This window comes from Scandinavium sp. UTDF21-P1B, from assembly GCF_040750395.1.
GTDB lineage: Bacteria > Pseudomonadota > Gammaproteobacteria > Enterobacterales > Enterobacteriaceae > Scandinavium.
The window spans coordinates 100,547-125,919 of the sequence record NZ_JBFLVD010000002.1; the positions used below are offsets into that span (position 1 = coordinate 100,547).

Annotated in this window: 23 protein-coding genes and 1 pseudogene; 18 read left to right on the forward strand and 6 right to left on the reverse strand. The window is 56.7% G+C overall.

Translation table 11 applies throughout. The features are described from left to right. Nucleotides 1–3 precede the first annotated feature (3 nt). On the forward strand, nt 4–1,182 hold the full coding sequence (nhaA, locus tag AB1287_RS01385) for a Na+/H+ antiporter NhaA (RefSeq protein ID WP_435616722.1): 1,179 nt from the start codon (nt 4–6) through the stop codon (nt 1,180–1,182). Between the two features lie 57 nt (nt 1,183–1,239). Further along, nucleotides 1,240–2,136 carry a transcriptional activator NhaR gene (gene nhaR, locus AB1287_RS01390; RefSeq protein WP_435616723.1) on the forward strand — a complete coding sequence of 299 codons (897 nt, stop codon included), beginning with the start codon at nt 1,240–1,242 and terminating at the stop codon, nt 2,134–2,136. 62 nt (nt 2,137–2,198) lie between these two features. Here nhaR and rpsT read toward each other — a convergent pair whose 3' ends face one another. Beyond that, nucleotides 2,199–2,462 (reverse strand): 30S ribosomal protein S20, encoded by a 264-nt coding sequence (gene rpsT, locus AB1287_RS01395; protein ID WP_312626051.1) that lies wholly within the window; start codon nt 2,460–2,462, stop codon nt 2,199–2,201. 118 nt (nt 2,463–2,580) lie between these two features. Here rpsT and AB1287_RS01400 point away from each other — a divergent pair. From AB1287_RS01400 to AB1287_RS01440, 9 genes and pseudogenes are all read left to right on the forward strand, one after another. Beyond that, nucleotides 2,581–2,783, forward strand: a pseudogene (locus tag AB1287_RS01400) (DUF2575 domain-containing protein); the annotation flags it as partial. Further along, nucleotides 2,780–3,718, forward strand: coding sequence for a bifunctional riboflavin kinase/FAD synthetase (ribF, locus tag AB1287_RS01405; protein WP_312584546.1), 939 nt, complete (start codon nt 2,780–2,782; stop codon nt 3,716–3,718). The pseudogene AB1287_RS01400 and the gene ribF, both read left to right, overlap by 4 nt. Before the next feature lie 32 nt (nt 3,719–3,750). Further along, nucleotides 3,751–6,567 (forward strand): isoleucine--tRNA ligase, encoded by a 2,817-nt coding sequence (gene ileS / locus AB1287_RS01410; protein ID WP_435616724.1) that lies wholly within the window; start codon nt 3,751–3,753, stop codon nt 6,565–6,567. Then, nucleotides 6,567–7,064 carry a signal peptidase II gene (gene lspA / locus AB1287_RS01415; RefSeq protein ID WP_312626056.1) on the forward strand — a complete coding sequence of 166 codons (498 nt, stop codon included), beginning with the start codon at nt 6,567–6,569 and terminating at the stop codon, nt 7,062–7,064. The genes ileS and lspA overlap by 1 nt, the downstream gene beginning before the upstream one ends. 114 nt (nt 7,065–7,178) lie before the next feature. Beyond that, nucleotides 7,179–7,628 carry an FKBP-type peptidyl-prolyl cis-trans isomerase gene (gene fkpB, locus AB1287_RS01420; RefSeq protein ID WP_312626058.1) on the forward strand — a complete coding sequence of 150 codons (450 nt, stop codon included), beginning with the start codon at nt 7,179–7,181 and terminating at the stop codon, nt 7,626–7,628. Nucleotide 7,629: 1 nt separating this feature from the next. Beyond that, the gene (ispH, locus tag AB1287_RS01425; RefSeq protein WP_312626060.1) at nt 7,630–8,580 is read left to right on the forward strand and encodes a 4-hydroxy-3-methylbut-2-enyl diphosphate reductase; all 951 of its coding nucleotides are present in this window, start codon (nt 7,630–7,632) and stop codon (nt 8,578–8,580) included. A gap of 65 nt (nt 8,581–8,645) precedes the next feature. Further along, the gene (rihC, locus tag AB1287_RS01430) at nt 8,646–9,560 is read left to right on the forward strand and encodes a ribonucleoside hydrolase RihC (protein ID WP_435616757.1); all 915 of its coding nucleotides are present in this window, start codon (nt 8,646–8,648) and stop codon (nt 9,558–9,560) included. 103 nt (nt 9,561–9,663) lie between these two features. Beyond that, on the forward strand, nt 9,664–10,227 hold the full coding sequence (locus AB1287_RS01435) for a glucose-6-phosphate isomerase family protein (RefSeq protein ID WP_435616725.1): 564 nt from the start codon (nt 9,664–9,666) through the stop codon (nt 10,225–10,227). Then, nucleotides 10,220–11,002, forward strand: a complete 783-nt coding sequence (locus tag AB1287_RS01440; RefSeq protein WP_312626066.1) for a glucose-6-phosphate isomerase family protein — start codon at nt 10,220–10,222, stop codon at nt 11,000–11,002. Before AB1287_RS01435 ends, AB1287_RS01440 begins: the two co-directional genes overlap by 8 nt. A 79-nt stretch (nt 11,003–11,081) precedes the next feature. On the opposite strand, the gene AB1287_RS01445 is transcribed toward AB1287_RS01440, so the two are convergent. From AB1287_RS01445 to AB1287_RS01465, 5 genes are read right to left on the reverse strand one after another with little or no spacing between them, the layout of a single operon-like run. Beyond that, nucleotides 11,082–11,897 carry a PTS system mannose/fructose/sorbose family transporter subunit IID gene (locus AB1287_RS01445; RefSeq protein ID WP_312626068.1) on the reverse strand — a complete coding sequence of 272 codons (816 nt, stop codon included), beginning with the start codon at nt 11,895–11,897 and terminating at the stop codon, nt 11,082–11,084. Continuing rightward, the gene (locus AB1287_RS01450) at nt 11,897–12,694 is read right to left on the reverse strand and encodes a PTS mannose/fructose/sorbose/N-acetylgalactosamine transporter subunit IIC (RefSeq protein WP_435616758.1); all 798 of its coding nucleotides are present in this window, start codon (nt 12,692–12,694) and stop codon (nt 11,897–11,899) included. The genes AB1287_RS01445 and AB1287_RS01450 overlap by 1 nt, the downstream gene beginning before the upstream one ends. 10 nt (nt 12,695–12,704) lie before the next feature. Beyond that, entirely contained in the window at nt 12,705–13,199 is a 495-nt protein-coding gene (locus tag AB1287_RS01455; protein ID WP_312626070.1) for a PTS system mannose/fructose/N-acetylgalactosamine-transporter subunit IIB, read from the reverse strand. A gap of 10 nt (nt 13,200–13,209) precedes the next feature. Next, nucleotides 13,210–13,638 (reverse strand): PTS sugar transporter subunit IIA, encoded by a 429-nt coding sequence (locus AB1287_RS01460; protein WP_435616726.1) that lies wholly within the window; start codon nt 13,636–13,638, stop codon nt 13,210–13,212. 3 nt (nt 13,639–13,641) lie between these two features. Continuing rightward, on the reverse strand, nt 13,642–15,387 hold the full coding sequence (locus tag AB1287_RS01465) for a class I mannose-6-phosphate isomerase (RefSeq protein ID WP_435616727.1): 1,746 nt from the start codon (nt 15,385–15,387) through the stop codon (nt 13,642–13,644). A 187-nt stretch (nt 15,388–15,574) separates the two neighbouring features. Here AB1287_RS01465 and AB1287_RS01470 point away from each other — a divergent pair, with 187 nt between their 5' ends. From AB1287_RS01470 to kefC, 7 genes are all read left to right on the forward strand, one after another. After that, nucleotides 15,575–16,582: a LacI family DNA-binding transcriptional regulator gene (locus tag AB1287_RS01470; RefSeq protein ID WP_435616728.1), complete on the forward strand. Its 1,008-nt coding sequence runs from the start codon at nt 15,575–15,577 to the stop codon at nt 16,580–16,582. Nucleotides 16,583–16,714: 132 nt separating this feature from the next. Then, nucleotides 16,715–17,536, forward strand: a complete 822-nt coding sequence (dapB, locus tag AB1287_RS01475; RefSeq protein WP_435616729.1) for a 4-hydroxy-tetrahydrodipicolinate reductase — start codon at nt 16,715–16,717, stop codon at nt 17,534–17,536. Nucleotides 17,537–17,991: 455 nt separating this feature from the next. Then, nucleotides 17,992–19,140 (forward strand): glutamine-hydrolyzing carbamoyl-phosphate synthase small subunit, encoded by a 1,149-nt coding sequence (gene carA, locus AB1287_RS01480; protein ID WP_312626080.1) that lies wholly within the window; start codon nt 17,992–17,994, stop codon nt 19,138–19,140. Nucleotides 19,141–19,158: 18 nt separating this feature from the next. Then, nucleotides 19,159–22,383, forward strand: coding sequence for a carbamoyl-phosphate synthase large subunit (gene carB / locus AB1287_RS01485; protein ID WP_312626081.1), 3,225 nt, complete (start codon nt 19,159–19,161; stop codon nt 22,381–22,383). 194 nt (nt 22,384–22,577) lie between these two features. Further along, nucleotides 22,578–22,811, forward strand: a complete 234-nt coding sequence (locus tag AB1287_RS01490; protein ID WP_312626082.1) for a YgdI/YgdR family lipoprotein — start codon at nt 22,578–22,580, stop codon at nt 22,809–22,811. 104 nt (nt 22,812–22,915) lie between these two features. Then, nucleotides 22,916–23,446 carry a glutathione-regulated potassium-efflux system oxidoreductase KefF gene (gene kefF / locus AB1287_RS01495; protein ID WP_435616730.1) on the forward strand — a complete coding sequence of 177 codons (531 nt, stop codon included), beginning with the start codon at nt 22,916–22,918 and terminating at the stop codon, nt 23,444–23,446. Beyond that, complete coding sequence (kefC, locus tag AB1287_RS01500) at nt 23,439–25,304, forward strand: glutathione-regulated potassium-efflux system protein KefC (RefSeq protein WP_312626085.1); 1,866 nt, start codon at nt 23,439–23,441, stop codon at nt 25,302–25,304. The genes kefF and kefC overlap by 8 nt, the downstream gene beginning before the upstream one ends. Nucleotides 25,305–25,373 lie beyond the last annotated feature (69 nt).

The window sequence follows — 25,373 nt, forward strand, 5'->3', positions numbered from 1 at the left end:
AAAGTGAAACATTTACAGCGCTTCTTTAGCGGTGATGCTTCCGGAGGCATCATTCTGATTATTGCCGCCGCGCTGGCAATGCTGCTGGCGAACATGGGGGCCACCAGCGGACTTTATCACTCATTTCTGGACACCCCGGTGCATCTGCGCGTGGGGGCGCTTGAAATTAACAAGAACATGCTGCTGTGGATCAACGATGCGCTCATGGCGGTGTTTTTCCTGCTGATTGGCCTCGAAGTGAAGCGTGAGCTGGTCGTTGGTTCCCTGGCCAGTCGCCACCAGGCGATTTTCCCGGTTATCGCGGCGCTCGGCGGCATGATTGTCCCTGCGCTGATCTATCTGGCGTTTAATTACCAGGATCCGGTTGCGCGCGGCGGCTGGGCAATTCCTGCGGCGACGGACATTGCCTTCGCTCTCGGCGTGTTGGCCCTGTTGGGCAGTCGCGTACCGACGTCGTTGAAAATTTTCCTGATGGCGCTGGCGATCATCGACGATCTCGGGGCGATTGTGATTATCGCGCTGTTCTACACCAGCGATCTCTCCGTGCTTTCTTTAGCCGTCGCAGCTGCGGCCATTGCCGTGCTGGCTGTCCTGAATCTGACTGGCGTGCGGCGGACCGGGATCTACATTATGGTTGGTGTGATTTTGTGGACGGCGGTGCTGAAGTCCGGCGTGCATGCCACGCTTGCCGGAGTGATTGTAGGCTTCTTCATTCCGTTGAAAGAGCAGAATGGCAAATCGCCTGCCGCCCAGCTTGAGCACGTGCTGCATCCGTGGGTAGCGTTCCTGATCCTGCCGCTGTTTGCATTTGCCAATGCGGGCGTATCGCTGCAGGGCGTGACGATGGAAGGGCTGACGTCGATGCTGCCGCTGGGGATTGTCGCGGGGCTGTTTATCGGTAAACCGCTGGGGATTAGCCTGTTCTGCTGGCTTGCCCTGAAGCTGAAATGGGCCACGCTGCCGGTGGGCACAACCTGCAAGCAAATTATGGCGGTGGGGGTGCTGTGCGGAATTGGCTTTACCATGTCGATTTTCATTGCCTCGCTGGCGTTCGGCAGCGTTGACCCGGCGCTTATCAACTGGGCTAAGCTGGGGATCCTGACGGGGTCGGTGCTGTCTGCGGTGATTGGATATACCTTGCTGCGGATGCGTACCTCAGTGGAGCAGACCAGCCCGGTCTGACATCTTACAGAGAGCCCTGAGCGGCTCTCGTTCTGACATTCATCAGGGAGCGAAATTATGTCGCACATAAACTACAACCACCTTTACTACTTCTGGCATGTCTATAAAGAGGGCTCGGTGGTCGGCGCGGCGGAAGCGCTGTATCTGACGCCGCAGACTATCACCGGACAGATTAAGGCGCTGGAAGAACGTTTGCAGGGAAAACTGTTCAAGCGCAAGGGCAGGGGGCTTGAGCCCAGCGAGCTGGGAGAGCTGGTGTTTCGCTATGCGGATAAAATGTTCACCCTGAGCCAGGAGATGCTCGACATCATCAACTATCGCAAAGAGTCGAATCTGTTGTTCGATGTTGGCGTAGCGGATGCGTTGTCAAAGCGTCTGGTCAGCGGCGTGCTGGACGCAGCGGTAGTGGAAGATGAACAAATTCATTTACGATGCTTTGAATCCACGCATGAAATGCTGCTGGAGCAGCTTAGCCAGCACAAGCTCGACATGATTATCTCTGACTGCCCCATTGATTCCACGCAGCAGGAAGGGCTCTTTTCGGTGAAGATTGGCGAATGCGGCGTTAGCTTCTGGTGCATGAATCCGAGGCCTGAAAAACCATTCCCTGCCTGCCTGGAGGAGCGGCGCCTGCTGATTCCAGGCCGACGCTCAATGCTCGGGCGCAAGCTGCTGAACTGGATCAACACTCAGGGGCTGAAGGTGGAAGTGCTCGGTGAGTTTGACGATGCGGCATTGATGAAAGCCTTCGGTGCAGCGCACAATGCGATTTTTGTGGCGCCAACGCTCTACGCGCATGATTTATATGCGGACGACAACATTGTGGAGATTGGACGGATGGAAAACGTGATGGAAGAGTATCACGCGATTTTTGCCGAGCGCATGATTCAGCACCCGGCGGTGCAGCGCATCTGTAATCGGGATTACTCGGCGCTCTTTACGCTCCCGCGCTGACATTCAGGCATAAAAAAACCCGCCGAAGCGGGTTTTTTCTACAAAGTACAGCAAAGCGGCGATTAAGCCAGTTTGCTGATCTGCGCAGCCAAGTTGGCTTTATGACGCGCAGCTTTGTTTTTGTGGATCAGACCTTTAGAAGCCTGACGGTCCACGATCGGTTGCATTTCGTTAAATGCTTTCTGTGCAGCAGCTTTGTCGCCAGCTTCTACAGCTGCGTATACTTTCTTGATGAAAGTACGCATCATAGAACGACGGCTAGCGTTGTGCTTGCGGGCCTTTTCAGACTGAACGGCGCGCTTCTTAGCTGATTTGATATTAGCCAAGGTCCAACTCCCAAATATGATCTATATGGACAATTCAAAGGCCGAGGAATATGCCCTCTTAGCCTTCTTTTGTCAATGGATTTGTGCAAATAAGCGCCGTTAGTGTGACAACGCTTGGTTACGTAGTGATGGCGCAGGATTCTACCAGCTTGCGTCCCTCGAATACAGCCTTTCCATGATAAAAATCGTCAGGAACGGCGGGTTTTGGCCAAGGTGAATGAAATCCTTGCATCTTTCCGTCCTCAGGTGCAATCGGCGGTTAACGTCGTCAGCCGTACAAGGTATACTTTGACGATTTTCACTGTTTTGAGCCAGACATGAAGCTGATACGCGGCATACACAATCTGGGGCAGGCACCGCATGGGTGCGTGCTGACCATTGGCAATTTCGACGGTGTGCATCGTGGGCATCAGGCATTGTTACAGCGGTTGCTTGCGGAAGGACGTGAGCGCGGGCTGCCTGTAGTGGTGATGATTTTTGAACCCCAGCCGCTTGAGCTTTTCGCCGTCGATAAAGCGCCCGCTCGCCTGACGCGACTGCGTGATAAAGTGCGATACCTTGCTGAAAGCGGCGTGGACTACGTGCTCTGCGTGCGCTTTGACCGCCGCTTTGCTGCGCTGACGGCGCAAGAGTTTATCAGCGAGCTGCTGGTAAAACGCCTCGGCGTTCAGTATCTGGCGGTTGGCGATGATTTCCGCTTCGGCGCTGGTCGCGAAGGGGATTTCTTGCTATTACAGAAAGCCGGTGATGAGTTTGGCTTTGACGTCACCAGCACCCAAACCTTCTGTGAAGGTGGGCTGCGCATCAGCAGCACCGCCGTGCGCCAGGCGCTGGCGGAAGACGATCTTGAACTCGCCGAAACGCTGTTGGGCCACCCTTTCAGCATTGCCGGGCGAGTGGTTCACGGAGATGAACTCGGACGCACCATTGGTTTTCCGACGGCGAATCTGCCGCTGCGTCGCCAGGTTTCCCCGGTGAAAGGGGTCTACGCGGTGGAAGTGGCGGGCCTTGGCGATAAACTGTTGCCAGGCGTTGCCAATATTGGTACCCGTCCGACGGTTGCGGGCGTGCGCCAGCAGCTGGAAGTACATCTGCTAGACGTTGTAATGGACCTCTACGGTCGCCATATCGATGTCATACTGCGTAAAAAAATACGCAACGAACAGCGATTCGCGTCGCTGGACGAATTGAAAGCGCAAATTGCGCGTGATGAATTAACGGCTCGCGAGTTATTCGGGCTATCAAACCCGGCGTAATGCCAACGTAAAAATACGGAAACGAGAATCTGATGAGTGACTATAAATCAACCCTGAATTTGCCGGAAACAGGGTTCCCGATGCGTGGCGACCTCGCCAAACGCGAACCGGGAATGCTGGCCCGTTGGACTGATGACGACCTTTACGGCGTTATCCGTGCAGCGAAAAAAGGCAAAAAGACGTTCATTCTGCATGATGGCCCTCCTTATGCGAATGGCAGCATTCATATTGGTCACTCCGTAAACAAGATTCTGAAAGACATTATCGTTAAGTCCAAAGGCCTGACGGGCTTTGACTCGCCGTACGTGCCTGGCTGGGACTGCCACGGTCTGCCGATCGAGCTGAAGGTTGAGCAGGAGTTTGGCAAGCCGGGCGAGAAATTCACCGCCGCAGAGTTCCGCGCAAAATGCCGTGAATATGCCGCTACCCAGGTTAACGGGCAGCGCGAAGACTTTATCCGTCTTGGTGTGCTTGGCGACTGGTCTCGTCCTTACCTGACCATGGACTTCAACACCGAAGCCAACATCATCCGCGCGCTGGGCAAAATCATCGGTAACGGTCACCTGCACAAAGGCGCGAAGCCGGTGCACTGGTGCGTTGACTGCCGTTCTGCGCTGGCGGAAGCGGAAGTTGAGTATTACGACAAAACCTCTCCGTCTATCGACGTGGCTTTCCACGCTGTCGATCAGGATGCGGTAAAAGCCAAATTTGGCGTGACTTCCGTTAACGGCCCGGTATCGCTGGTTATCTGGACGACCACTCCGTGGACGCTGCCGGCTAACCGCGCTATCTCCCTGTCGCCAGAATTTGAGTATGCGCTGGTACAGGTCGAGGGTCAGGCGCTGATCCTGGCGAAAGATCTGGTGGAAAGCGTCACCAAACGCGCAGGCATCGCTGATTACAGCGTGCTGGGCACCGTTAAAGGCTCCGAGCTGGAGCTGATGCGCTTTAAGCATCCATTCCTCGATTTCGACGTTCCGGCAATCCTTGGCGATCACGTTACGCTCGACGCGGGTACAGGTGCGGTGCACACCGCCGGTGGTCACGGTCCTGACGACTACACCATCAGCCAGAAATACGGCCTGGAAATCGCTAACCCGGTTGGCCCGGACGGCGCGTATGTGGCAGGCACTTATCCGTCTCTGGACGGCGTTAACGTCTTCAAAGCGAACGACGTCATCGTCAACATGCTGCGTGAAAGCGGCGCGCTGCTGCACGTTGAGAAGCTGGTACACAGCTATCCGTGCTGCTGGCGTCACAAAACGCCTATTATCTTCCGCGCCACGCCGCAGTGGTTTATAAGCATGGATCAGAAAGGCCTGCGTGAGCAGTCGCTGAGCGAGATCAAAGGCGTGCAGTGGATCCCGGACTGGGGCCAGGCGCGTATTGAATCCATGGTCGCAAACCGTCCTGACTGGTGTATCTCCCGTCAGCGTACGTGGGGCGTACCAATGTCGCTGTTCGTTCACAAAGAGACTCAGGAGCTGCATCCGCGCACTCTGGAGCTGATGGAAGAAGTGGCGAAGCGCGTTGAGCAGGACGGCATTCAGGCGTGGTGGGATCTCGATCCGCGCGACATCATGGGTGACGACGCTGACACCTATGAAAAAGTGCCGGATACCCTCGACGTCTGGTTCGATTCCGGCTCGACTCACTCCTCCGTGGTTGACGTGCGACCTGAGTTCGCCGGTCACGCTGCGGATATGTATCTGGAAGGTTCCGATCAGCATCGCGGCTGGTTCATGTCCTCCCTGATGATCTCCACGGCGATGAAAGGCAAAGCGCCTTATCGTCAGGTACTGACCCACGGCTTCACCGTCGATGGTCAGGGTCGCAAAATGTCCAAGTCCATCGGCAACACCGTTAGTCCGCAGGACGTGATGAACAAGCTGGGTGCCGACATTCTGCGTCTGTGGGTCGCATCTACCGACTACACCGGCGAAATGGCGGTCTCCGATGAGATCCTTAAGCGTGCTGCCGACAGCTATCGCCGTATCCGTAACACCGCTCGCTTCCTGCTGGCGAACCTTAACGGTTTCGATCCGGCAAAAGACATGGTGAAACCGGAAGAGATGGTCGTGTTGGATCGCTGGGCGGTGGGCTGTGCTCAGGCCGCGCAGGAAGACATCCTGAAGGCCTATGAGTCTTACGACTTCCACGAAGTGGTGCAGCGCCTGATGCGTTTCTGCTCCATCGAGATGGGCTCGTTCTACCTCGACATCATCAAGGACCGCCAGTACACCGCGAAGGCCGACAGCGTTGCCCGTCGCAGCTGCCAGACCGCGCTGTATCACATTGCGGAAGCGCTGGTTCGCTGGATGGCACCGATCATGTCCTTCACTGCGGACGAAATCTGGGGCTACCTGCCAGGCGACCGTGAGAAGTATGTCTTCACCGGCGAGTGGTACACCGGCCTGTTTGGCCTGGGTGAAACCGAAGCGATGAACGATGCCTTCTGGGACGAGCTGCTGAAGGTGCGCGGCGAAGTGAACAAAGTCATCGAGCAGGCGCGTGCGGATAAGAAAGTTGGCGGCTCACTGGAGGCGGCAGTTACCCTGTACGCTGAACCTGAGTTGGCGGCCAAGCTGACCGCGCTGGGCGATGAATTGCGATTTGTCCTGTTGACCTCCGGGGCCTCGGTTGCGGATTATGCTGCGGCAACCGCCGACGCGCAGCCAAGCGAACTGCTGAAAGGCCTGAAGGTGGCGTTGCAGAAAGCCGAAGGTGAGAAATGCCCGCGCTGCTGGCATTACACCTCCGATGTCGGTCAGGTGGCGGAACACGCAGAAATCTGCGGCCGCTGTGTCAGCAACGTCGCCGGTGACGGTGAAAAACGTAAGTTTGCCTGATGAGCCAATCAATCTGTAAAAGCGGTCTGCGCTGGCTGTGGCTGGTGGTGGTCGTGCTGATTATCGATCTGGGCAGCAAGTATCTGATCCTCCAGCATTTCGCGCTGGGGGATACGGTGTCGCTGTTCCCGTCGCTGAATCTGCACTATGCGCGTAACTATGGCGCGGCGTTTAGCTTCCTCGCCGACAGCGGCGGCTGGCAGCGCTGGTTCTTTGCCGGAATAGCCATCGGCATCTGCGTGATTCTGGCGGTGCTGATGTACCGCTCGAAAGCCTCGCAGAAGCTGAACAACATTGCGTATGCGCTGATCATTGGCGGCGCGCTGGGTAACCTGTTTGACCGCCTGTGGCACGGCTTCGTGGTCGATATGATCGACTTCTACGTCGGCGACTGGCACTTTGCCACCTTCAACCTTGCGGATTCCGCCATCTGTATCGGTGCCGCGTTGATCGTGCTGGAAGGCTTCCTGCCTTCTAAAGAGAAAAAAGTCGCATAAGCATGGCCGGATGGCGCTGGCGCTTATCCGGCCTACAAATGTACTGCGCTCCTTGTAGGCCCGGTAAGCGTTAGCGCCGCCGGGCAAACAGCCTAAACTTTAGAGCAAACCTGCATGTCTAAATCTGTACAGAGCAACAGCGCGGTGCTGGTGCACTTCACGCTAAAACTCGACGATGGCTCCACCGCTGAATCCACCCGCAACAACGGCAAGCCAGCGCTGTTCCGTCTTGGCGATGCGTCACTGTCCGAAGGGCTTGAGCAGCATCTGCTGGGCCTGAAAGAGGGCGACAAAACCACTTTCTCGCTGGAGCCTGACGCGGCTTTCGGCGTGCCGAGTCCGGACCTGATTCAGTATTTTTCACGCCGTGAGTTTATGGATGCGGGCGAGCCGGAAATCGGCGCAATCATGCTCTTTACCGCAATGGATGGCAGCGAAATGCCGGGGGTTATTCGCGAAATTAACGGCGATTCTATCACCGTCGATTTCAACCACCCGCTGGCGGGGCGTACCGTTCATTTTGATATTGAAGTGCTGGAGATAGACCCGGCACTGGAGGCATAAGATGCAGATCCTGTTGGCCAACCCGCGCGGCTTCTGCGCTGGCGTAGACCGCGCTATCAGCATTGTTGAAAACGCGCTGGAGATCTTTGGCGCGCCGATTTACGTTCGTCACGAAGTGGTGCACAACCGCTACGTGGTAGACAGCCTGCGCCAGCGCGGTGCGATTTTCATTGAGCAAATCAGCGAAGTGCCGGACGGCACCATCCTGATTTTTTCCGCGCACGGCGTTTCTCAGGCGGTTCGTAACGAAGCCAAAAACCGCGACCTGACGGTGTTTGACGCCACCTGTCCGCTGGTCACGAAAGTGCATATGGAAGTGGCGCGCGCCAGCCGTCGCGGCGAAGAATCGATTCTGATTGGCCACGCCGGGCACCCTGAAGTGGAAGGCACCATGGGGCAGTACAGCAATCCGGCGGGCGGTATGTATCTGGTCGAGTCGCCTGAAGATGTCTGGAAGCTGAGCGTGAAAAACGAAGCTCGCCTGTCGTTTATGACCCAGACCACACTTTCCGTCGATGATACCTCAGACGTGATTGACGCGCTGCGCAGCCGTTTTCCGAAAATTGTCGGGCCGCGTAAAGACGATATTTGTTACGCCACCACCAACCGTCAGGAAGCCGTGCGTGATTTAGCCCAGCGTGCAGACGTTGTGCTGGTCGTTGGCTCGAAAAACTCCTCCAACTCCAACCGCCTGGCGGAGCTGGCCCAGCGTATGGGTAAATCCGCGTTCCTGATTGATGATTCCACCGATATCCAGGAAGAGTGGGTGAAAACCGCGAGCTGTGTCGGCGTCACCGCCGGAGCTTCCGCGCCGGATATTCTGGTGCAGAACGTCATTGCCCGCCTGCAGGAGCTTGGCGGCGGTGAAGCGGTGCCGCTGGAAGGCCGCGAAGAGAACATCGTTTTCGAAGTGCCGAAAGAGCTGCGTCTCGACATTCGCGAAGTGGAATAAGTTTTTTCCCCCGACGATATGAAAAAATGCCAGGCTAAACACTTGGCTTTTTTTATGGAGGAATGATGCCCTTATCTTTCATTCTCGACACCGATCCTGGCATTGATGATGCAGCTGCCATCGCGGCGGCGCTGTTTGCCCCTGAGCTCAACCTTCAGCTGCTTACCACCGTAGCCGGTAATGTCTCCGTGGAGAAAACCACCCGCAACGCGCTGCAGCTGCTGCATTTCTGGCAGGCCGACGTGTCGGTGGCGCAAGGCGCCGCCACGCCTCTGCTGCGTCCGCTACGCGATGCTGCCTACGTTCACGGCGAATCCGGCATGGAAGGGTATGATTTTGTCGAACACCAGCGCCAGCCGCTGGCGAAGCCGGCCTTTATCGCTATTCGTGATGCATTAATGAGCGCCCCGGAGCCGATGACGCTCGTGGCGATTGGCCCGTTGACGAATATAGCGCTCTTGTTGACCCACTATCCGGAATGCACATTCAACATCCGCCGCCTGGTGATCATGGGCGGATCGGCGGGTCGCGGTAACTTCACGCCAAATGCCGAATTTAATATCGCGATTGATCCGGAGGCCGCGGAACGTGTATTCCGTAGCGGGATTGAGATCGTAATGTGCGGTCTCGACGTCACCAATCAAGCGATGCTGACACCGGAATATCTCGCACAGCTGCCAGGCCTGAACAAAACCGGAAAAATGCTGCACTCGCTGTTCAGCCACTATCGCAGCGGCAGCATGACCAGTGGTCTGCGGATGCACGACCTGTGTGCTATCGCCTGGCTGGTGCGTCCGGAGCTGTTCACGTTGAAACCTTGCTTTGTGGCGGTAGAAACGCAGGGAACCTGGACCGCTGGCACCACGGTTGTGGATATCGAAAACCGCTATGAGCGTCCGGCAAATGCGCAGGTTGCGCTGGATCTGGACGTCGACGGTTTCCGGCGCTGGGTCGCGGAGGTCATTGCCCTCGCTCCCTGAAAATGAAATGTGACAAGCCCTGCAAACGCGGGGCAAATCATACGGGTTTAATCGATTAACCTGCTAAACTTGTCGTGTTGTTCTCCTCGGGCCGGAGATAGACATGAAACCAATTCACAACCCACCACGTCACGTGGACTGGGCAACCGGTGCGCTGCATGGCGAACCGCTGATTCGTAAAACGACACATCTTGGCGATCTGGCTGGCGTCTTTGCTGACGATGAAGCCTGGCGTCAGAGCGACCCGCTTCTACCCGTTTACACCGTAGAAATGTTTGATTCTCCGTCCGGAGCGGGCGAGCTGTATACCGGCGTCACGCATCTGAACCCCGGGCGCGTGGGCGATGAACTTTTTATGACCCGCGGGCATTTCCACGCGCGCCGCGAGCAGGGCGAAGTCTACTTTGGTCTGTGCGGCGAAGGTTTTCTGCTGCTACAGGACGAACAGGGCAAGACGCGCCTCGAAAAGGTGACGGCGGGATCCGTGCATATCATCGCAGGCTTTACTGCGCATCGTTTGGTTAATTCAGGTAGCGAAATCCTCTCGGCGCTGGCCGTCTGGCCAACGACCGCCGGGCATGATTACGCATCCCTGGCGGGAGGATTTGCCAGAAGTATCACCACGGCTAACCTGCAGCGGATGGCGAAAGAGGTGCAGAATGGCTGAGACCGTTTTGCCCTACGGGCTGGCGATGGTCGCCCATCGCGATCCATTAGGCTTCACCTACGGCGAAGACGTAACGGGTCCCATGCCTGAAATTCGCCACCTCGATCAAATTCGCGCTTCCCTTCGCGATCCAGAATGTGGCGGGCCGGAAGATGTTTACGCCATAGCCATGGACGTGGCCCGGCTGCAGGACAGAGATGAGCTTAAAAAAAGGATGTTGCTGTTTGGGGTCGTGACCTACGCGGCGGGCAAATTAGGGGATGAGCCGATCCGTAGCCAGGGGCATGTTCATCGCATCAGCGAGCATAGCGGCTGGTCGCCGCCGGAGCTGTATGAGATCTGGCAGGGCAAGGCGATTATCTACATGCAGGAATGCGTGGCAGACGATCCCGGTCGCTGCTTTGCGGTGATTGCCGGACCTGGTGAAAAGGTGCTGGTACCGCCTGGCTGGGGGCACGCCACGATCTCTGCCGATCCGTCGCAGCCACTGACGTTTGGGGCGTGGTGCGACAGGGAATACGGTTTTGAATATGAGGCTGTGCGCGCGCACAAAGGATTGGCATGGTATCCGCTGTTACAGGATAACCAGGTTATCTGGCAGCATAATACGCACTATATGCCGGGGCGTTTGCAGGCGATAACGCCTCGTCAGTACCATGAGTTTGGTATCACTGAAGCGCCAATTTATCAGCAGTTTATTGACGATCCGGCGCGTTTCCAGTTTATCTCTCGTCCGGACAAAACCGCTGCGCTGTGGCACAACTTCCATCCATGATTATTGCCGGGTGGCGCTACGCTTACCCGGCCTACGGAATATTGCAGGCCCGGCAAATGCAACGCTGCCGGGCAATACCTCAGGCAAACACGCCTGTAGCCACACCTATCGCCGCCAGTACCAGCAGCAGGAGCATCGCTTTTACCGGCGATACACCACGCTTCGCCATCAGATACCAGGTACCCAGCACGACAACCAGCGGTAACAGCTGCGGGAAAATGCCGTCGAGCATCTGCTGCACATGGATATTGACGCCGTCTTTGGTGATGAACTCAAGTCCCGTTCCGAGCTTAACGTAGCTTGCCGCCACACCGCCCATCACGAACACGCCGAGCAGAGACAGTGCCTCGCGCAGGCGGGCAGACTTACTGCTGACCAGCATTTCCACCGAGCCCGAGCCCATCTGGTAGCCTTTTAAAAACAGGAACCACGAGCCGGGTAAGATAATGGCCAGCCACGCTACGGTGTAAAACAGAGGGCCAAGAATATTGCCCCCGGCTGCCAGCGCCATGCCAATGCTCAGCAGAATGGGGATCAGCATTCCGGGGATCATCGAGTCGCCGATCCCCGCGATCGGCCCCATCAGCCCCACCTTAAGGGTGTTGATCATCTCTCCGTCGATGGGCTCACCGTTGGCTTTTTTCTCCTCGAGCCCCAGCGCCATGCCGTTCACGATCGCGCCGATTTGCGGTTCGGTGTTGTAGAAAGAGGCGTGACGGCGCAGCATTTCAGTGCGCTGCGTGGCGTCCGGATAGAGCTTACGTGCTACCGGCAGCATGCTCAGGCAGAAGCCAAAAGATTCCAGACGCTCGAAGCTCATTGACGACAGGTTGTGCATCATCCACGCCCGCCAGCAGCGGCGCAGATCGGCCCGGTTCAGCTTACGTTCTTCCATCAGAATTCATCCTCATCGTCCGCAGCCGCTCTGGTCGCCGCGGGCTGCGGCGCTTCCGGCTTGTAGTTGTAATGGATAAGCGCCAACAGCGCACCAACGATCACCAGCGCCACCATGTTCAGCTTCAGGAAAACAATGCAAATGAAGCCAACGAGGAAGTAGATCAGCATGGTGTAGTTTTTAATGATTTGCTTCAGCAGGATAGCGATGCCGACGGCGGGCAGAATGCCGCCGAGCACGCCCATTGTCGAAATCACGACTTTCGGCAGGCTGTCCATAAAGCCGCTGATGTACTGGGCACCGAAGTAGACCGCAATAAACGTGGGGACAAAGCGCAGAAGAAAGTTGGTCGCCTGTGGGAAGATGGCGCTGTTGAGGTAAAGCCCTCGCTCGTCGCCACGCTCCAGCGCGTTATCGGCCCGGTGGTTCCAGAACGAGTTCAGCACCATCATGGTGTTAAACAAAATGGTTCCGGCAATGCCGATGGTGGCCGCCAGCGCGACCGCGACTTCCGGCCCTTTACCTGACAGGATCCCCAGTGCAATCGCCGGGTATGCAACAAAGTTGAGGTCGGCGGGCATCGAACCGCCCGGCGTGACCATGGCGATATAGACCGCCTGTACCGCAACGCCAATCATGATCCCGGTTTTGAGATCGCCAAGGATCAGGCCCACCAGCATGCCCGACACCAGCGGACGGGTGATCAGGTACCAGCCGCCGGTCAGGCCGAACAGCCAGGGGCTGCTCAGCGCTCCGAGGTAGCACAGCAGGCCAATCAGTGTGGCTTCAAATATCATCATCGGCTCCTTATTTCAGCTTCTGCCGGGCATCCTGCCAGCTGTAGCAGCTGGCGTCCGGCACCAGGCGAAACTCAACGTGGTGGCCGTGGTTGCTGAGCCACTCGAATGCGGCAATTTCCTCAGCGCTCACCGACTGATTTGGGCCGATGGTGGTGGTATTGGCACGGGCGCTCATCGGGCCGACGTTGATTTTACCGTTGTTGTTTTTAAGGCTGATACCGGCCTCTTCGATGCGCTGCAGGGTGACGGGTGATTTACCAATCACGAAGTAACGCTTGTCGCTCGCAATCACCTTCGGCAGCTTTTCGATGGCCGTGGCGGTATCGAACAGCCAGACTTTGGTATCGGAAACGGCCCCTTTCATCACTGAGGAGAGGAGGGGGTCGGCCGCAACGGCATCATCAATGGCCACAATACCGTCGCAGGGCAGCTCTTTGGCCCAGCGCGTGACGAGCTGCCCATGAATGACGCGGTCGTCGATACGAACAAAGGAAAGACTCATGGCGGACTCCTTAAAAATCATCAGATTGAGTAACCGATGCCGGAGCGGCAATCACCAGCGTCGGATGGGTCAGCTCCAGCAGCAGTGCAGCAGCGGTATGAACGTTTTGCAGCGCCCGGACGTCGTCGGTTTGCAGCAACATTGGCAAGTTCACCCCTGCCAGCACCGCCACGGGCGGCATGGTTTGAGGTGAAAACGCGTATTCACAGGCCACGTTCCACGGCGTGCCGCTTTGCATATCGCACAGCACCAGCACGCCGTCTGCACCTTCGCTTGCCGATGCCAGCGTGCGGGAAAAATCATGCCGGAAGCCTTCTATTCCGGCAGTTTCACCGAGCGTGACGCCGTGAACGTACGGCAGTTCGCCGTACACCATTTTCGCGCTTTCCAGTAAGGCGCCGGCCAGCGGGCCATGTGAAGCGACAATCACGGAAATCATCTTTTACCCCCTGACCCAGGCTTTGACGGTGGCAAGCTGTTGTCCGACGCCTTTGCCCCATGGTGAAATTCGGTATTCCCCGACGGACGCGGGGACGATAAAGGTTTCGGCGTAGTGCACCACGAACGGATCGAAAGCCCCCGTTGGGCTTTCCACGCGGGCTTCTGCACCTTCCACGAGATTCAGCACGTTGACGCCACCGTGAGTGTGATGCGTTACCGGGGCGGTAAACCAGTGGCGGCGCGTCTCGATAAATTCCCGTTCATGCAATCCGGTGCGCTCTTCGCGCCAGCCTTCGCCTTCGGCCAGTGGCTCAATGCGGTTGATCAGATGCTCATTGACCCATTTTGTGTCCCGCTGCCAGTCGATGACCTGTTCGCCATGCTCCAGATGCACCGGGCGAGGCAAACCGTCGAGGCCGAGGCGGCCCCAGTCCCAGAGCTTGAAGGTAAAGATGTAAGGCGTGGCGCTGATCTCCAGCACCATGGTGCCGGAACCGGAGCAGTGGACGGTTCCCGCCGGGATCAGGAAGTGATCGTGCTTGCGGGCCGGGATCTGATTGACGAAACGCGCATCATCGAAGGCTTTTTCACCGTTCGCCGCGCGATGCAGATCGTCAATCATGGCTACGGGATCGGTGCCCGTTTTGGTGCCGAGATACACGACCGCGTCCGGCTCGGCTTCCAGGATGTAGTAGCTCTCGTCCTGGGTGTAGTGCATGCCGAACTGCTGTTGAATGTATTCGGTCAGCGGATGGACCTGGAAGCTGAGGTTCTGGCCGCCGATGGTGTCGAGAAAATCGAAACGAATCGGGAATTCTGCGCCAAAACGGGCGTGGACTTTTTCACCGAGCAGTTCGCGTGGGTGCAGCAGAACCACGTCGAGAGAAGGGATCTCGATCCGCACGTCGCCAAACCTTAGCAACAGGCTGTTTTCCTCGGGCACGCAGTCAAAACACCAGGCGTAGTTAGGCTTCGAGGGATCGAGATCGAACTGGTTTTTCATCCACTGGCCGCCCCAGACGCCGGGGTCGAAGAACGGCACTACGCGGAAAGGACGTCCGGCGGTTTGGGCCAGGCCTGCGCGTAACGCATCGCCGCTGACCATCGCAGGCTCGTCTGAAAGGGTCGTATCCAGCAGGTAATCGGCACGTTTCAACAGCGGTGTTTTGTGTTTATCGAACACCCGCCATTCGATGAAAAAGGCGCGCTTGTAGCGGCGCAGAATATCTTCATGTTGGTTTTCGACGCCCCAGTTGCCAAGCTCGCCGCTGCGCATCCGCATCTGGATTTCCCAGCGCGGCAGATCGGCATAAATCAGCACGTCTCCCTGATGTATCAGCGAAGCGCCGGGGCCGTAAACAATCACCAGGCCTTCTTGTACATCGGTGACCTGTCGGCGTAGGGTTTCCAGACGGGCAGAGTCAAAAAATTCCGGAAGCTGATGACAGGAGAGCACGCCAAACACGCGATCGTCGGTCAGATTGCGGGCCAGCAGCTCATGTAATGACTGCTCATCACGGCGCGCGTTTTCAGCGTTGAGGAGCAGTGCAGGATCCAGCGATGTCATTTCTCGCTCAATCTCCGCGAGGCGCACGCCCGGGTAGCAGTCAATCACCAGCACGATTTTGGGCTTTTGCGTCAGTCGGGTTTTCAGCGTGGCAATAATATCCCGCCAGCCCTGCCAGGCCTGGCTGTCGAAGCCCTGAACCGGGACTTCCGGGAATTTATCATAGGTGGTTACGGTCATGTTTATCTCCCTGAATGCGTCCATTAAGATTAATCGATTAACCGAAAGAGAAAAGTGTGGTTAACGCGATTAACCCGGCAAAAGGAGCAAGAATCCGGGTTTAGTGATTCAGGCTGTGAGGCAACTCACAGGGAGTAATGCAAATATCAGGTTATTCGATTAATCTGTACGGAACAGAGGAGGAACCATGACAACAATTACGCTTGCCCTGGTTGCCGAGCGGGCGGGAGTGTCTACGGCAACGGTGTCGATGGTGCTGCGCAACCGCGGGCGGATTTCGCAGGCGACCCGGGAGAGAGTGCTGAAAGCGCTGGATGAGTCCGGCTACGTCTATAACCAGACTGCGGCGAATCTGCGTAATCGCAGCAGTAACCAGGTGGGCCTGCTGCTGCATGACATCACCAACCCGTTTTACGGTGAAATGACCGCAGGTCTGAGCCATGAAATGGAGCGTCACGAGATGCTGCTGTTTCTGGCGAACAGCGAAGAGTCGGAGGAGAGGCAGCAGAAATTTGTCGATTCGCTGATGCGCAACAGCGCCTGCGGGATGGTGCTCTGTGCCGCGCGCGGTACGCCGCAGGCCTTTTTCGATGGCCTGAAGCGCCGCAATATTCCGGCCATTATGGTGGTGCGCCCGCTCGACGATCCGGATTTTGATTTTGTGGGCACGGATAACTTCCTTGGCACGCAAATGGCGACGGCGCATTTACTGAAGCTCGGGCACAAAAACATCGCTTTTATCGGCGGCAGTCAGAATTCCGGCACAAGGTCGCAGCGTATTGGCGGTTTTACCAGCAAGCTGCTGGAAAGCGGTGTTTCGCCAAGGCCGGAGTGGATTGTCACTTCTCAGGCGAGCCAGAGCGATGGTGCGCGGGTTGCGGAAGCGCTTTTAAGCCATTATCCGGAAATTACCGCCGCCGTATGCTATCAGGATATTGTCGCGCTGGGCGTTATGCAGGCTTTACGCAAATCGGGGCGCGAACCAGGGCGTGATTTTGCGCTGGTGGGTTTTGACGATATTACCGAGGCTGCGCTGGTGCAACCGGCTCTGACTACGGTATCGGTGGCGGCAAAAGAGATTGGCCGCAAGGCGGGGGAGCTGTTGTTCAGCCGCATTCAGGGCAACGACGAACCGCCGAAGCGGGTGATCCTGCCGCCGACGCTGGTCGTGCGGGGCTCCTGCGGTTTTCGCTAAGCGCCATGCTTTTTACTGATATTCATCGTGGTTTCACGTTAAATTCTAATTATCGACGTTTTTGGGTGGCAGGGTGTTCAGGCGCTGGTTACTCTGAAAACGATTTACATTGTATTAACGAAGAGAATAGATATGCATGATGGACACATCCGCGTCGCCATTGCTGGCGCGGGCGGCCGTATGGGACGGCAACTGATTCAGGCCGCCGCGCAGCTGGAAGGCGTAAAGCTCGGGGCGGCGTTAGAACGTGAAGGCTCTTCTCTGCTGGGCGCAGATGCCGGTGAACTGGCGGGAATGGGTGTAACAGGCGTGAAGGTGCAATGCAGCCTGGACGCGGTGAAGGATGATTTCGACGTCTTTATCGATTTTACCCGCCCGGAAGGGACCCTGCATCATCTGGCGTTTTGTCGCGAACACGGCAAAGGCATGGTGATTGGCACCACCGGTTTTGACGAAGCGGGTAAACAGGCGATTCGTGACGCTTCAGAAAGCATTGCGATTGTGTTCGCGGCTAACTTTAGCGTCGGCGTTAACGTCATGCTCAAGCTGCTGGAAAAGGCAGCGAAGGTGATGGGCGACTACACCGATATCGAAATTATTGAAGCGCACCACCGTCATAAAGTCGATGCCCCCTCCGGCACTGCGCTGGCGATGGGCGAGGCGATTGCCCATGCGCTCGATAAAAATCTGAAAGAGTGTGCCGTGTACAGTCGTGAAGGCCACACAGGAGAACGCGAGCCGGGCACAATTGGTTTTGCTACCGTACGTGCAGGCGATATCGTCGGTGAACATACCGCGATGTTCGCTGATATCGGTGAAAGAATAGAAATCACGCATAAAGCATCAAGTCGCATGACCTTTGCCAATGGGGCAGTAAGATCGGCCTTGTGGCTTAAAGAAAAACGTAATGGCCTTTTTGATATGCGTGATGTGCTAGATTTGAACAGATTGTAAAGGTTTTACCCCATCGTGATGTGGTTGTGGCAATCGTAATTGGTTGATTGCAGAGGGCAATAATTTATTGCCCTTTTATTTTATCTGTTTGAATCGTTTTTCATTTCTAAGAGGGTAAAATATAAAGTGATCATCTCATTATGTGTTGAGTAAATGTAAATTTTGACCATCTGGTCCACTTTTTTACTTCCCTCTCCTCATTTTTACACTTATCCTGGCGCGCAAGCGTTTCCTGAAAGGCTGTTAGATGATCTTTTTGCCTGTCTTACAGCGACGTATTCACCAGTGGCGTGAAATAACATAAAAAATACCCGTCTTTACGTTGACTTTCTCCTCGTTAATCTCCAGAATGCCGCCGTTTGCACGAAATTCGCGGGCAGCAGATTTGCATTGATTCATCGTATTGAGTGAATTAATATGCAGATAAACTGAGTGAATATTCTCTGGAGGATGTTTTGATTAAGTCAGCGCTTTTGGTTCTGGAAGACGGAACCCAGTTTCACGGTCGGGCCATAGGGGCAACGGGTTCGGCGGTTGGGGAAGTCGTTTTCAATACTTCAATGACCGGTTATCAAGAAATCCTCACTGATCCTTCCTATTCCCGCCAAATCGTCACTCTCACTTATCCCCATATCGGTAATGTCGGCACCAACGCCGCTGATGAAGAATCTTCCCAGGTACATGCTCAGGGCCTCATCATTCGCGACCTGCCGCTGATTGCCAGCAACTACCGCAGTACTGAAGACCTCTCGACTTACCTGAAGCGTCACAATATCGTGGCGATTGCCGATATCGATACCCGCAAGCTGACCCGTTTACTGCGCGAAAAAGGCGCCCAGAACGGCTGCATTATCGCAGGCGATAACCTGGATGCTCAGCTGGCGCTGGAGAAGGCTAAAGCCTTCCCTGGCCTGAACGGCATGGATCTGGCAAAAGAAGTCACCACCGCGGAATCCTACAGCTGGACTCAGGGCAGCTGGACGCTCGCGGGTGAACTACCGGAAGCGAAGAAAGAAGAAGAGCTACCGTTCCACGTAGTGGCCTATGACTACGGCGCAAAGCGCAACATCCTGCGCATGCTGGTAGACCGCGGCTGCCGCCTGACCGTTGTTCCGGCGAAAACCCCGGCCGAAGACGTGCTGGCGATGAACCCGGACGGCATCTTCCTTTCCAACGGCCCGGGCGACCCGGCACCGTGCGACTACGCGATTACCGCGATTGAGAAATTCCTCGAAACCGATATTCCGGTATTTGGTATCTGCCTCGGCCATCAGCTGCTGGCGCTGGCGAGCGGAGCCAAAACCATCAAGATGAAGTTCGGCCACCACGGCGGCAACCATCCGGTGAAAGACATCGACAACAACACGGTGATGATCACCGCGCAGAACCACGGTTTTGCGGTTGACGAAGCATCAATGCCTGCCACGCTGCGCGTGACGCATAAGTCGCTGTTCGACGGCACTCTTCAGGGCATCCACCGTACCGACAAACCGGCGTTCAGTTTCCAGGGGCACCCTGAAGCGAGCCCTGGCCCGCACGATGCCGCGCCGCTGTTCGACCACTTTATCGAACTTATCGAGCAATACCGTAAGACCGCTAAATAATCAGGAGCCGAGAAGACCATGCCAAAACGTACAGACATAAAAAGCATCCTGATCCTCGGCGCTGGCCCGATTGTTATCGGCCAGGCCTGTGAGTTCGACTACTCCGGTGCCCAGGCGTGTAAAGCGCTGCGCGAAGAGGGCTACCGCGTCATTCTGGTGAACTCCAACCCGGCAACCATCATGACCGACCCGGAAATGGCCGATGCAACCTACATCGAGCCGATTCACTGGGAAGTGGTACGTAAAATCATCGAAAAAGAGCGTCCGGACGCGGTCCTGCCGACCATGGGCGGCCAGACTGCGCTGAACTGCGCGCTGGAGCTGGAGCGTCAGGGCGTGCTGGAAGAATTCGGCGTGACAATGATTGGCGCTACCGCCGACGCGATTGATAAAGCGGAAGACCGCCGTCGCTTCGACGTGGCGATGAAGAAAATCGGCCTGGATACCGCCCGTTCCGGTATCGCGCATACGATGGAAGAAGCGCTGGCCGTTGCTGCCGACGTAGGCTATCCATGCATCATCCGTCCGTCCTTCACCATGGGCGGCACCGGCGGCGGCATCGCCTACAACCGCGAAGAGTTCGAAGAGATCTGCGCCCGTGGCCTGGATCTTTCTCCAACCAACGAACTGCTGATTGATGAATCGCTGATCGGCTGGAAAGAGTACGAGATGGAAGTGGTGCGTGATAAAAACGACAACTGCATCATCGTCTGCTCCATCGAAAACTTCGACGCCATGGGCATCCACACCGGCGACTCCATTACCGTTGCCCCTGCCCAGACGCTGACCGACAAAGAATATCAAATCATGCGTAACGCCTCGATGGCGGTGCTGCGTGAAATCGGCGTGGAAACCGGCGGCTCCAACGTCCAGTTCTCCGTGAACCCGAAAAACGGTCGCCTGATTGTTATCGAAATGAACCCGCGCGTGTCTCGTTCTTCCGCGCTGGCTTCGAAAGCGACCGGCTTCCCGATTGCCAAAGTGGCGGCGAAACTGGCGGTAGGTTACACCCTCGACGAATTGATGAACGACATCACCGGCGGGCGTACACCGGCGTCCTTCGAGCCGTCCATCGACTACGTTGTGACCAAAATCCCTCGCTTCAACTTCGAGAAGTTTGTGGGCGCGAACGACCGCCTGACGACGCAGATGAAATCCGTCGGTGAAGTGATGGCGATTGGCCGTACCCAGCAGGAGTCCTTACAGAAAGCGCTGCGCGGTCTGGAAGTGGGAGCAACAGGCTTCGACCCGAAAGTGAGCCTGGACGATCCTGAAGCGCTGACAAAAATCCGTCGCGAGCTGAAAGACGCCGGTGCCGAGCGTATCTGGTACATCGCCGATGCGTTCCGTGCAGGCCTGTCCGTAGACGGCGTCTTCAACCTGACCAACGTTGACCGCTGGTTCCTGGTGCAGATTGAAGAGCTGGTGCGTCTGGAAGAGAAAGTGGCAGAAGTCGGCATCACCGGCCTTGACGCTGATTTCCTGCGCGCCCTGAAGCGTAAAGGCTTTGCCGATGCGCGTCTGGCAAAACTGGCCGGCGTACGCGAGTCCGAAGTGCGCAAACTGCGCGACCAGTACAACCTGCACCCGGTTTACAAGCGCGTGGATACCTGTGCGGCAGAATTTTCTACCGATACCGCGTACATGTACTCCACGTACGAAGAAGAGTGCGAAGCGAACCCGTCTACCGACCGTGACAAAATCATGGTCCTCGGCGGCGGCCCGAACCGTATCGGCCAGGGTATTGAGTTCGACTACTGCTGCGTACACGCGTCGTTGGCGCTGCGTGAAGATGGTTATGAGACCATCATGGTCAACTGTAACCCGGAAACCGTCTCCACCGACTACGACACCTCTGACCGCCTGTACTTCGAGCCAGTGACCTTTGAAGACGTGCTGGAAATCGTACGCATCGAGAAACCGAAGGGCGTTATCGTGCAGTACGGCGGCCAGACTCCGCTGAAGCTGGCGCGTGCGCTGGAAGCGGCGGGCGTACCGATTATCGGCACCAGCCCGGACGCTATCGACCGTGCTGAAGACCGCGAGCGCTTCCAGCAGGCGGTTGACCGTCTGAAACTGAAGCAGCCTGCGAACGCCACCGTCACCACCATCGACATGGCGGTCGAGAAGGCGAAAGACATCGGCTATCCGCTGGTGGTGCGTCCTTCCTACGTACTCGGCGGCCGCGCGATGGAAATCGTTTATGACGAAGCCGACCTGCGCCGCTACTTCCAGACCGCGGTCAGCGTGTCTAACGATGCGCCAGTACTGCTGGACCGCTTCCTGGACGATGCGGTGGAAGTGGACGTTGACGCCATCTGCGATGGCGAAAGCGTGCTGATTGGCGGCATCATGGAGCATATCGAACAGGCGGGCGTTCACTCCGGTGACTCCGCGTGTTCTCTGCCAGCCTACACCCTGAGCAAAGAGATTCAGGACGTGATGCGCGAGCAGGTGCAGAAGCTGGCCTTCGAGCTGCAGGTTCGCGGCCTGATGAACGTGCAGTTCGCGGTGAAAGACAACGAAGTCTACCTGATTGAAGTGAACCCGCGTGCAGCGCGTACCGTGCCGTTCGTTTCTAAAGCCACCGGCCTGCCTCTGGCGAAAGTGGCGGCGCGCGTGATGGTCGGCCAGTCGCTGAAGCAGCAGGGCCACACTGAAGAAATCATCCCGCCGTACTACTCGGTGAAAGAAGTTGTGCTGCCGTTCAACAAGTTCCCGGGCGTCGACCCGCTGTTAGGGCCAGAAATGCGCTCTACCGGGGAAGTGATGGGCGTTGGTCGCACCTTCGCGGAAGCCTTTGCCAAAGCGCAGCTCGGCAGCAACTCCACCATGAAGAAGCAGGGCCGTGCGCTGCTCTCCGTGCGTGAAGGTGACAAAGAGCGCGTGGTGGACCTGGCGGCGAAGCTGCTTAAGCAGGGCTTTGAGCTGGATGCCACCCACGGCACCGCCGTCGTGCTGGGTGAAGCCGGTATCAACCCGCGTCTGGTGAATAAAGTGCATGAAGGCCGTCCGCACATTCAGGACCGTATCAAGAATGGCGAGTACACCTACATCATCAACACCACCGCAGGCCGCCAGGCGATTGAAGACTCTAAGCTGATTCGCCGCAGCGCACTGCAGTACAAAGTGCATTACGACACCACCCTGAACGGCGGCTTCGCGACGGCCATGGCGCTGAACGCGGACGCCACCGAGAAGGTGATTTCGGTGCAGGAAATGCACGCGCAGATTAACAAGTAATCTCGCAGCAGGCCGGGTCAGGCGTCGTCGCCTCCCGGCAATATTGCCCGGCGGCGTTCTGCTTGCCGGGCATGACAAAATGCCGCCACTTCCGCACTTCATCTTAAGAAACTTCTGGTTTTCCATCTGTGTTCAGTCAGTTAGCCTAAAATGGTTAGCGAGAGAATCAATAATACACAGCACGGGAGAGCACCATGCGTAATAACCTTCTGATCACTTCACTGTTTGCCGCTGCCACTTTGCTTACCGTAGCGGGCTGTTCCTCAAACCAGGCGGTGAAAACCACCGACGGTAAAACGATTGTTACCGATGGCAAGCCTGAGGTAGATAAAGACACCGGTCTGGTCTCTTACAAGAACGCCGAAACAGGTAAAACCGAACAGATTAACCGCGATCAGGTGCAATCGATGGGTGAATTAGATAACTGATTCAGTTTTCTCGACCATTAACGGCACGAATCTTCACTGTTAGCCTGGGGCCGAACTGTCTACACTTTGCTGATAACACAAAGTAAGGCAAAACAGGCTAACAGATGATTTTGATTATTTATGCACATCCCTATCCGCAGCACTCGCATGCGAATAAGCGGATGCTTGAGCAGGCAAGGGAAGTCGACGGCGTAGAAATCCGTTCTCTTTATCACCTCTATCCCGATTTTAACATCGACGTTGCCGCTGAGCAGGAGGCGCTTTCCCGCGCCGACCTGGTTATCTGGCAGCACCCAATGCAGTGGTACAGCGTGCCGCCGCTCCTCAAACTCTGGATCGACAAAGTCCTTTCTCACGGCTGGGCCTACGGGCACGGCGGCACGGCGCTGCAGGGTAAAAGCCTGATGTGGGCGGTGACCACCGGCGGGGGGGAAGATCACTTTGCCGTTGGCAGCTTTCCAGGTTTTGACATTCTTGCCCAGCCTTTGCAGGCCACTGCGATCTATTGCGGTCTGAACTGGCTCCCCCCGTTCGCCATGCACTGCACCTTTATCTGCGATGATGAAACCCTCGCTGCGCAGGCGCGTCACTATAAACAACGGCTGATGGAATGGCAGGAGGTGCATCATGGATAGTCATACGCTCATTCAGGCGCTGATTTATCTCGGCTCGGCGGCATTAATCGTGCCCATTGCGGTGCGCCTGGGGCTGGGATCGGTACTCGGTTATCTGATCGCTGGCTGCATTATCGGGCCGTGGGGCTTACGTCTGGTCACGGATGCCGAGTCTATTTTGCACTTCGCCGAAATTGGCGTGGTGCTGATGCTGTTCGTCATTGGTCTCGAGCTCGATCCACAGCGCTTGTGGAAGCTTCGCGCGTCGGTGTTTGGCGGTGGAGCATTACAGATGGTCGCCTGCGGCGCGCTTATTGGCGTGTTTTGCATGCTGCTTGGCCTCGACTGGAAAGTTGCGGAGCTTATCGGTATGACGCTGGCGCTTTCCTCAACGGCGATTGCCATGCAGGCTATGAATGAGCGTAATCTGACGGTTTCTCAGCTCGGGCGCAGCGCTTTTGCGGTACTGCTGTTCCAGGATATTGCGGCGATTCCGCTGGTAGCGATGATCCCACTGCTGGCGACAAGCGGGGCCTCAACAACGCTTGCTGCCTTTGGCCTTTCAGCGCTCAAAGTGGCGGGTGCGCTGGTGCTGGTTATTCTGCTTGGGCGCTATGTCACCCGTCCGGTGCTGCGTTTTGTCGCCCGTTCCGGCCTGCGCGAGGTCTTCAGCGCAGTGGCGCTGTTTCTGGTCTTCGGCTTTGGTCTGCTGCTGGAAGAAGTCGGTTTATCCATGGCGATGGGCGCATTCCTGGCGGGCGTGCTGCTGGCAAGCTCCGAATATCGTCATGCGCTGGAAAGCGATATCGAGCCGTTCAAAGGTCTGCTGCTGGGGCTGTTCTTTATCGGCGTAGGGATGTCAATCGACTTCGGGACGCTGGTTACGCATCCGCTGCGGATTCTGATTCTGCTGGCGGGCTTCCTTATTATCAAAGCCGTGATGCTGTGGCTCATTGCCCGACCTCTGGGCGTGCCAAAAGCGCAGCGGCGCTGGTTTGCCGTGCTGTTAGGGCAGGGAAGTGAGTTTGCGTTTGTGGTCTTTGGCGCAGCGCAGATGGCCAACGTGCTGGATCCCGAATGGGCTAAGGCGCTGACGCTTGCCGTCGCGCTGTCAATGGCATCAACGCCGATCCTGCTGGTGGTGCTGTCCCGCCTTGAACAATCCGCCAGTGGTCAGGAGCGTGAAGCCGATGAGATCGATGAGGAGCAGCCGCGCGTCATCATTGCAGGCTTTGGTCGTTTTGGGCAGATAGCCGGGAGAATGCTGCTTTCCAGCGGCGTTAAAATGGTCATCCTCGATCACGATCCGGATCATGTCGATACGCTGCGTAAATTCGATATGAAGGTGTTTTACGGTGATGCCACGCGGGTCGATATGCTGGAGTCAGCCGGTGCTGCGCGAGCAGAAGTACTGATCAACGCAATTGACGATCCCAAATCGAACCTCGAGCTGACGACGCTTGCGAAAGAGCACTTCCCGCATCTGCGGATTATCGCCCGCGCCCGCGATATCGATCACTATATTCAGCTGAGGCAGGCGGGCATTGAGGCACCGGAGCGTGAAACGTTCGAAGGTGCACTCAAGTCAGGCCGCATGGCGCTGGAAGCGCTGGGGCTCGGTGCCTATGAAGCGCGTGAGCGTGCGGATGTTTTCCGTCGTTTTAACGTGCGCATGGTTGAAGAGATGGTGGATATGGCGGAAGAGGATGATGCGTCGTTCGCGGCGGCGTTCAAACGCACCAGCGCGATGCTGACCGATATCATCAACGAAGACCGTAGCAATATGGCGATTATCCAGCGCCACGGCTGGCAGGGAACAGAAGAAGGTAAACATACCGGCAACCCGGCAGACGAGCCGGAGACGAAACCTTCGGTTTAACGGGCACTTAGAAAGAAGGGGAAAATATTTCCTCTTCTTTACTCAGCCGCCAGTCGACGAAAGATTATG